General features: G+C 62.4%; 8 protein-coding genes and 1 pseudogene. 8 read left to right on the top strand and 1 reads right to left on the bottom strand.

The window, feature by feature from the left end; all coding sequences use genetic code 11:
• Both CHB90_RS24970 and CHB90_RS24965 read left to right on the top strand, forming a co-directional pair.
• Positions 1 to 504: AMP-binding enzyme (locus tag CHB90_RS24970; RefSeq protein WP_141135976.1), on the top strand; the 504-nt coding region annotated here is incomplete at its 5' end.
• A 334-nt stretch (positions 505 to 838) separates the two neighbouring features.
• Positions 839 to 1,276, top strand: coding sequence for a hypothetical protein (locus tag CHB90_RS24965; RefSeq protein ID WP_089280425.1), 438 nt, complete (start codon positions 839 to 841; stop codon positions 1,274 to 1,276).
• Here the strand turns inward: CHB90_RS24965 and CHB90_RS24960 are convergent.
• Complete coding sequence (locus tag CHB90_RS24960) at positions 1,222 to 2,733, bottom strand: AMP-binding protein (protein ID WP_089280424.1); 1,512 nt, start codon at positions 2,731 to 2,733, stop codon at positions 1,222 to 1,224. The two genes, CHB90_RS24965 and CHB90_RS24960, sit on opposite strands and share 55 nt — an antisense overlap.
• A 284-nt stretch (positions 2,734 to 3,017) precedes the next feature.
• Between CHB90_RS24960 and accB the strand changes: the two genes are divergently transcribed.
• The 6 genes and pseudogenes from accB to CHB90_RS24930 form a co-directional block, all read left to right on the top strand.
• Positions 3,018 to 3,506, top strand: a complete 489-nt coding sequence (gene accB, locus CHB90_RS24955; RefSeq protein ID WP_089280423.1) for an acetyl-CoA carboxylase biotin carboxyl carrier protein — start codon at positions 3,018 to 3,020, stop codon at positions 3,504 to 3,506.
• A gap of 4 nt (positions 3,507 to 3,510) precedes the next feature.
• Complete coding sequence (gene accC, locus CHB90_RS24950; protein WP_089280422.1) at positions 3,511 to 4,860, top strand: acetyl-CoA carboxylase biotin carboxylase subunit; 1,350 nt, start codon at positions 3,511 to 3,513, stop codon at positions 4,858 to 4,860.
• Between the two features lie 164 nt (positions 4,861 to 5,024).
• Positions 5,025 to 5,684 carry a leucyl/phenylalanyl-tRNA--protein transferase gene (aat, locus tag CHB90_RS24945; RefSeq protein WP_089280421.1) on the top strand — a complete coding sequence of 220 codons (660 nt, stop codon included), beginning with the start codon at positions 5,025 to 5,027 and terminating at the stop codon, positions 5,682 to 5,684.
• 157 nt (positions 5,685 to 5,841) lie between these two features.
• The gene (locus CHB90_RS24940; RefSeq protein ID WP_089280420.1) at positions 5,842 to 6,864 is read left to right on the top strand and encodes an efflux RND transporter periplasmic adaptor subunit; all 1,023 of its coding nucleotides are present in this window, start codon (positions 5,842 to 5,844) and stop codon (positions 6,862 to 6,864) included.
• Positions 6,865 to 6,868: 4 nt separating this feature from the next.
• Positions 6,869 to 7,357: pseudogene (locus CHB90_RS24935) on the top strand (efflux RND transporter permease subunit); the annotation flags it as partial.
• Positions 7,358 to 7,443: 86 nt separating this feature from the next.
• Positions 7,444 to 7,670, top strand: a 227-nt coding sequence (locus tag CHB90_RS24930; protein WP_212591658.1) for a transposase, incomplete at its 3' end; no start/stop codon positions are given.

The following is a 7,670-nucleotide window of genomic DNA, read 5'->3' as shown; positions in this document are numbered from 1 at the left end:
CGGTTCGAAAAGACCTACTTCTCTGATTACAAAGGCTATTACTTCTCCGGCGACGGCTGCCGCCGCGATGCGGACGGCGATTACTGGATCACCGGGCGGGTCGATGACGTGATCAACGTATCCGGTCACCGCATGGGCACGGCAGAGGTGGAATCCGCCCTTGTCGCCCACGAAAAGGTCGCCGAGGCCGCGGTGGTGGGCTATCCGCATGAGATCAAGGGCCAGGGCATCTACTGCTACGTCACCCTGATGAACGGCGTCGAGCCGACGGACGAGCTGCGCAAGGAGCTGCGCACCTGGGTGCGCACGGAAATCGGCCCCATTGCCTCGCCGGACCTGATCCAGTGGGCGCCGGGCCTGCCGAAAACCCGCTCCGGCAAGATCATGCGCCGCATCCTGCGCAAGATCGCCGAAAACGACTACGGCGCATTGGGCGACACCTCCACCCTCGCCGACCCCTCCGTCGTCGACGACCTCATCGACAACCGCATGAACAAGGCGTGAACTGACCACTACGCCTTAGTCAGCCGCCGAACTGTTCGGCGGCTGACGCGTTTCAAGCGGGCTCCGCTGCGTCAAACGGCGGGCCGAATGTCGAGACGCTGTTTACCAAAACGCGACGGTCTTGTGCGCTGCGCGTCTCCACGGCGGGTCGAACCGGCGCAAAAGGATTGCCAAGTGCGTGTCGGTGCCCGTGAAAACAATTGTGCTCTCTGCGTCGCACGGCCCTGCCCTGCCATCGCCGGGTTTTCTCCACAATTCGACCCAACCCGCTGCAAAACTGTGCCTCAGATGTTAATATGGCATCATGTGGGGGCGCTCTGGATGGAGCAGCCGCATGCAAACCAACTTTCCACCGACGCTCACCGCGCCGCAGGCCACCGGCCATCCGCAAGGGCTGCCGGGCGAGCAAAAGGAGTCTCACGCGCAAACCAAGGTCCAGCCGATCGCTGACGCCCGCAACCCAGAGGCGCGGCTCAATGACGGTCTTGCACCGACCAAATTCTGGCGCGCCGCCAATGGCCAGCCTGATCCATCGACCAATGCCCCGCCGCCGTCGATCATGCAGATCACCATCAGCCAGTTGCTGGACGCACAAAGCCCGGATTCTGACAACCGAGAGTCCCGCCCCACGACCGACGCCCAAACAGATGAGAGCCCCCCGACCCCGCGACCCTATGTGGATTCGGTCACGTCGAGGGACAGCCCCGCTGCAGACGATCAGACGGCAGAATCGAACGACGCGCGCAGGTCTGTCTTGAGCACCTTGCCGTAATTGTTCTTTGGCAATGCCGGCAGCATCACATAGGCCTTTGGCCGTTTGAAACGAGCGATCCGGTCGAGGCAATGCGCATCCAACGCGGCCTCGTCCAAAGCGGCGTCGCAGACGACAAAGGCCACAACCTCCTCCCCCCATTCGGGGTGGGGGCGTCCGACCACGGCGACTTCGGACACCAGCGGATGTTCCAGCAGCGCCTCTTCAACCTCGCGCGGGTAGATATTGGTCCCGCCCGAGATGATCAGATCCTTGGACCGGTCCTTCATCGTGACGTAGCCGTCCACATCCATCGCGCCCATGTCGCCGGTCCACAACCATCCGTCCTTCAGCGTTTTTGCCGTGGCCTCCGGGTTCTGCCAGTAGCCCGCCATCACGATGTCACCGCGCACGAGGATCTCTCCGACAGCATCGGTTGGCACGGTCTTGCCGTTTTCATCGGCGATGCGCACCTCGACCGCCGATTGCGCGCGCCCGACCGACCCCAGGCGCTGTCGCCAACGCGGATGGGTCCGGTCTGTCACATCATGGCGCGACAGCGCGGTTATGCCCATCGGGCACTCCCCCTGACCATAGATCTGCGCAAAGACCGGGCCGAAATGTTCCACAGCGTCGATGATGTCGGCATTGTACATCGGCCCTCCGGCGTAAACGATGGTGCGCAGGCCCGTGCCGGGGCGGCCCGCCTGTCTGGCCTGACCGGTCAGGCGCTGAACCATGGTAGGTGCCATGAACATGTGGACACTCCCGAAATGCGCGGCGAGGTCGAGTGTCTCCGCAACATCAAACCCGCCTGACGGGGGAAACACATGACGGGCCCCGGCGCGAACATGCATCATGTTGTAGATGCCCGCGCCATGGCTGAGCGGGGCAGCATACAGGGCGGCGTCTTTGGCACGGACAAGGTCACAGTCACACTGATAGCTCAGCGACATGGTCACCAGCATCCGGTGGGTGATGATCACGCCCTTTGGCCGGCCAGTGGTCCCGGAGGTGTAGAAAAGCCAAGCCAGATCATCCGGCGCGCGGTGGACAGGGCCGTCGCACGGAGGCGCGTCAAGCAGGGCTTGCCACCCCGCGCTGCCGGCCTCGATCACCTCTGTCGCAGTGACTACGGCAAGGTCCGGGGCCAGATCCGGTGTCGCGAAAACCTGCGTCGCGCCAGAGTTTGTCAGGATGAAATCTGCCTCACGCGGGTGGAGTTTGGCATTGATCGGGACGATGACAGCCCCTGCATACCATGCGCCATACTGGGCAATCAGATAGTCCGGAGTGTTCTTCATGAACAGCGCAACACGGTCGCCAGTCCTGATGCCCCGGGCGATCAACGCCCCTGCAAGGCGCAGCGCTGCGGCGTGAAACTGGCCGTAGTCCGCCACCGGATCGCGACCTAGAAACAATGCCGGTCGGTCAGGGGCAAGCTGCGCCGTGCGGGCAAGCCAGGTGGAAATGTTCATGGATGATCCTCCCCGAGACAGGATGCTATGCGCGGCATGGCGCGGCTGCAACACGGCGATGCACAGACTTGCCGCCGCCGCGTGGCTGGGTGCAGGACGTTCTAAACGGACACGACGCGACAGCCGACGCGCGCCGGAGCCTGTCGAAAGGTCCACGGCGGTCAGATAAAGCCACATCCCGAACCTGTGCGGCATCGCTTTTCCTTCGCCGCGCCTTAGCCTATAAGCTGCGCAGAACCCGCCGGTGTGACCGGTAACGGGCCGATGAACATGGCGAGGATGGCATGAGCGAGAAGAAGACCGAGGCAGATGTGGCCTTCATCAAGGCGCTGGCGGAACTCCTGCAGGAGAACGACCTGACAGAACTGGAAGTCATGCGCGAATATGGCGATGACGACAGCCTGCAAGTGCGCATAAGCCGCGTTGTCCCGGTAGCCGCTCAGGCCGTCGCCGCGCCCGCCCCGGTTGCACAGGCCGCGCCCGCAGCGATCCCCGCTGCTGCCGCCGCCCCCGAGATGCCCGAAGATCCGGCAGCCCATCCCGGTGCCGTGACGTCGCCCATGGTGGGCACGGTCTACATGCAGGCGGAGCCGGGGTCCGATCCGTTCATCAGCGTCGGCACCGCCGTCAAGGAAGGCGACACTTTGCTGATCGTCGAGGCGATGAAGACGATGAACCACATTCCGGCACCGCGCGCAGGCACCGTCAAGCGCATCCTCGTCGAGGATGGCGCCCCGGTCGAATACGGTGCCCCGCTTGTGATCCTTGAGTAAGCGCATGACCGACAAGATCCTTATTGCCAACCGAGGCGAAATCGCGCTGCGCGTCATTCGCGCCTGCCGGGAAATGGGCATTCCTTCGGTCGCGGTGCATTCCACCGCTGACGCCGACGCGATGCATGTCCGCATGGCGGACGAAACCATCTGTATCGGCCCCGCGCCCTCGAGCGACAGCTACCTGTCGATCCCGGCGATCATCTCGGCCTGCGAGGTGACCGGCGCGACGGCGATCCATCCCGGATACGGTTTTCTATCTGAGAACGCGCGGTTTGTGCAGATCGTCGAAGACCACGACATCACCTTTATCGGCCCGTCGGCGGAACACATCCGCACCATGGGCGACAAGATCACCGCCAAAGAGACAGCCAAGACCCTTGGCATTCCGGTTGTTCCGGGGTCCGAGGGCGGCGTCGGGTCTGTCGATGAGGCCAAGAAGATCGGCGCCTCCTTTGGCTATCCGGTCATCGTCAAGGCCACCGCCGGCGGCGGTGGGCGCGGCATGAAGGTCGCCCGCGACGAGGGTGAGATGGAGCGCGCCTATCTGACTGCGCGTTCTGAATCCAAGGCCGCCTTTGGCAACGACGAAGTCTATATCGAGAAGTACCTGCAACGCCCGCGCCACATCGAGATTCAGGTTTTTGGCGACGGTCAGGGCAATGGCGTGCATCTGGGCGAACGCGACTGTTCGTTGCAGCGCCGCCACCAAAAGGTCTTCGAAGAGGCCCCCGGCCCCTCGATCTCCCCAGAGGAACGCGCCCATATTGGCGGGATCTGCGCCAAGGCCATTTCAGAAATGGGCTATCGCGGCGCGGGCACAATCGAGTTCCTGTATGAAGACGGCGAGTTCTATTTCATCGAGATGAACACCCGCCTGCAGGTGGAACATCCCGTGACCGAGGCCATCTTTGGTGTCGACCTTGTGCGCGAGCAGATCCGCGTTGCCGCAGGCCATCCGCTGTCCTTTGCGCAGGACGATCTGAAGATCAACGGTCACGCCATCGAGGTGCGGATCAACGCGGAAAAGCTGCCGGAATTCCGGCCATCACCCGGCACGATCTCACATTTCCATGCGCCCGGCGGTCTGGGCGTGCGGATGGATTCCGCGCTGTACGACGGCTATCGCATCCCGCCCTACTACGACAGCCTGATTGCCAAGCTGATCGTACATGGGGCCGACCGGCCTGCGGCATTGGCGCGTCTGAACCGCGCGCTGGGAGAGCTGATCGTGGACGGCATCGACACGACCGTGCCGCTGTTCCACGCGCTTTTGCGCGAAAAGGACATCCACACCGGCGAATACAACATCCATTGGCTGGAAAAATGGCTGGAGGCAGGCGGGCTGGAGTGATCCAGCCTGCTGCGTGATCGTCCCGCGCTCCGGGTTGGGCACGCCTGCCCTCCCGGACTGCGGCGCGGTCGACAGGCGACCAGTCCGGTTTCGGTCTGGCCTTGCTCCTCGGCGCGAAAACACACATTGTTGGTCACCTTTTGCCAAATGATTTCGCACACCCCATGAGCGTTACCCCTGAACTGCTGTTGCACGCCTATCGGACCGGAATTTTTCCGATGGCCGAACGTCATGACGATCCGGAAATCTTCTGGGTCGATCCCCGGCGTCGGGGCATTCTGCCATTGGACGGGTTTCGCATCTCACGCAGTCTGGCCAAGAGGCTGCGCCGCGATGACTACAAGGTCACATTGAACGCCGATTTTTCCGGTGTGATCGACGGTTGTGCCGACCGCGATGAAACCTGGATCAATGCCGAAATCCGTGACCTGTATCATACACTGCACATCGAAGGCCGCGCCCACGCGATAGAGGTCTGGATGGCGGGCGAACTGGTCGGCGGTGTCTATGGCGTGACGGTTGGCGCGGCTTTTTGCGGCGAGTCGATGTTTTCGCGCCGCCGGGATGCGTCCAAGATCGCGCTGGCGTGGCTGATGGACCTTTTGCGGCGAACGGGATTCGCGCTGTTCGACACACAGTTTCTGACCCCGCATCTTGCAACCCTCGGCGGGATAGAGATCACCCGGCATGATTACCGTGCGCGGCTGTCCACCGCGCTGAAGACCGAGGCCGATATTCTGTCAGCGCCGCTTGCCCATGAGGGGGCCGAGGTCGTCGCCCGAAACGCGGCGGCTACTGCAACGGACTCCACGATCTCAGGTTAAAAACTGCGGCCAAAACGGCACCTTTTCACGGAAATCGATCCTGCCTCAGCCGCACAGCCCCTGTGCGGCTGCAAAAGTGAACTGAACGGTTTGAAATTCTCGCGGGAATCGCTATGTGCCGGAACCAACCGCCCATAGCCGTATCCGGAGACCGTCGATGCGTTCCCTCACCTTTGCCCTTGCTTGCTTTCTCGTTGCCTCTGCCGGATTTGCGCAGGAGGTGCCCAAGCCGGTCAAGCTGATGGAAATCAGTTCCAAGCCGACGCAGATCAAACGCCTGTTCTACGGGCAGGTCCAGGCTCTGCAAACTGTTGACCTGGCCTTTCAGGTGGCCGGTCAGATCGAGACTTTGGACGCCGACGAAGGCACCTATCTGAAAATGAACCAACAAATCGCCCAACTGGATCTGGACCGGTTTCGCCGTGCAATGGCGCAAGCCGAAGTCAACCTGACCAAGGCCCAGAGAGATGTGACCCGCCTCGAAAGCCTGCGCGGTCAAGCGGTGTCCGAGGTGTCGGTGAACGATGCTCAGACCCAGTTGAACCTTGCCGAGATCGCCTTTGAAGACGCGCAGGACAACCTTGAACACGCCACGCTGAACGCCCCCTTCGACGCATTGATCGCCCGTCGCCTGGTGGCCAATTTCACAACCGTCTCTGCGGGAACGCCTGTCGTGCGGCTGCATGACGTGTCTGAGCTGCGGGTGGACATCGAAGTGCCCGAAGTGCTGTTCCGCCAAGCTGGCGGTTCGGACACGGTGACGTTCAGCGCCCAATTGCCCGGTGACCCGACCAGCTATCCGCTGACCATGCGGGAATTCGAGACCGAGACCAGCTCGGTTGGCCAGACCTATACGTTGACGCTGAGCTTTGACGACCCGCCGGGCGATTTTGTCTTTCCCGGTGCCTCGGTGACGGTGTTTGCCATGGCCAGCACGAACGGCAGCGCTGGCGTTGTTCTGCCGGAAACCGCTCTGATCTATGCCCCGGACGGGTCCGCGGCGGTCATGGTCTACAAGGACGGCACCGTGCGCCGCACACCGGTCCAGATCGAGATACGCACAGACGGGCGCACCTACCTCAAGGAGGGGCTCGACGACGGCACCCAGATCATGCTGACCGGCGCGGCGCTGGTCACGGACGGCCAAACCGTACGCCCCTTTACCCGCGTCGGAGAATAAACCCATGTCCATCGCGCGTGCCTCCATCGACAAGGCGCTGATCACCTGGCTCTTGATGCTGATTTGCCTGCTGGGCGGCGTCTGGGGTTTTGCCACCATCGGGCGGCTCGAAGATCCGGCCTTTACCATCAAGAACGCCATCATCATCACCCAATACCCCGGCGCCACCGCCGAACAGGTCGCCCGCGAGGTGAGTGAGCCGATCGAATCCGAGATCCAGAAGATGGGTGAGATCGATTTCATCACCTCATCGAACAAACCCGGCGTCAGCCGCATCTCGGTCAATATCGAATCGACCTTTGACGGCACGGAACTGCCAGCAATCTGGACCAAGCTGCGCAACCGGGTGCAGGACGCCCAACGCAGTCTTCCCGCAGAGGCCGGCACGCCTATCGTCAACGACAATTTCGGCGATGTGTACGGTGTGTTCTACGCGGTAACTGCGCCGGGCTTTACCGACGCGGAAACCCATGAACCCGGCTTATTCATCCAAATCAGGGGAAATAGCTGGCGTGCCCGCGAAAGCTTTGTAGAATCAAGCTGCTAGACAAAATCCGACAGCAGCCATCGGAGCACGCCATGGGTGAAACGCTACAGCCGGTCGCCACGAGCTTCAACAGGTCCCTGCGCGTCGAAAGCCGTGCCGAGCGGCTGACCGGTGATGCCGGTGCCGTGGTGCTGCGCGAGATCATGGAGCGCAGCGGCATCGTCGAATGGATGGTCCCGCAGCTGACCGATCCGCGGCGTCAGGAAGATGTCGTCCATGACCTCGGCTCGCTCATCCGGACCAGCGTGCTGCTCGCCGC

Origin of the sequence: Antarctobacter heliothermus (assembly GCF_900188425.1) — a bacterium.
In the GTDB taxonomy this organism is placed as follows: Bacteria; Pseudomonadota; Alphaproteobacteria; order Rhodobacterales; family Rhodobacteraceae; genus Antarctobacter; species Antarctobacter heliothermus.
This window is presented reverse-complemented; position numbering and strand designations above follow the sequence as displayed.

Bases quoted from the DNA above. Each gene is read 5' to 3' on its own strand.
- CHB90_RS24965 (WP_089280425.1), top strand. From the start codon at position 839: ATGCAAACCAACTTTCCACCGACGCTCACCGCGCCGCAGGCCACCGGC.
- CHB90_RS24960 (WP_089280424.1), bottom strand. From the start codon at position 2,733: ATGAACATTTCCACCTGGCTTGCCCGCACGGCGCAGCTTGCCCCTGAC.
- accB (WP_089280423.1), top strand. From the start codon at position 3,018: ATGAGCGAGAAGAAGACCGAGGCAGATGTGGCCTTCATCAAGGCGCTG.
- accC (WP_089280422.1), top strand. From the start codon at position 3,511: ATGACCGACAAGATCCTTATTGCCAACCGAGGCGAAATCGCGCTGCGC.
- aat (WP_089280421.1), top strand. From the start codon at position 5,025: ATGAGCGTTACCCCTGAACTGCTGTTGCACGCCTATCGGACCGGAATT.
- CHB90_RS24940 (WP_089280420.1), top strand. From the start codon at position 5,842: ATGCGTTCCCTCACCTTTGCCCTTGCTTGCTTTCTCGTTGCCTCTGCC.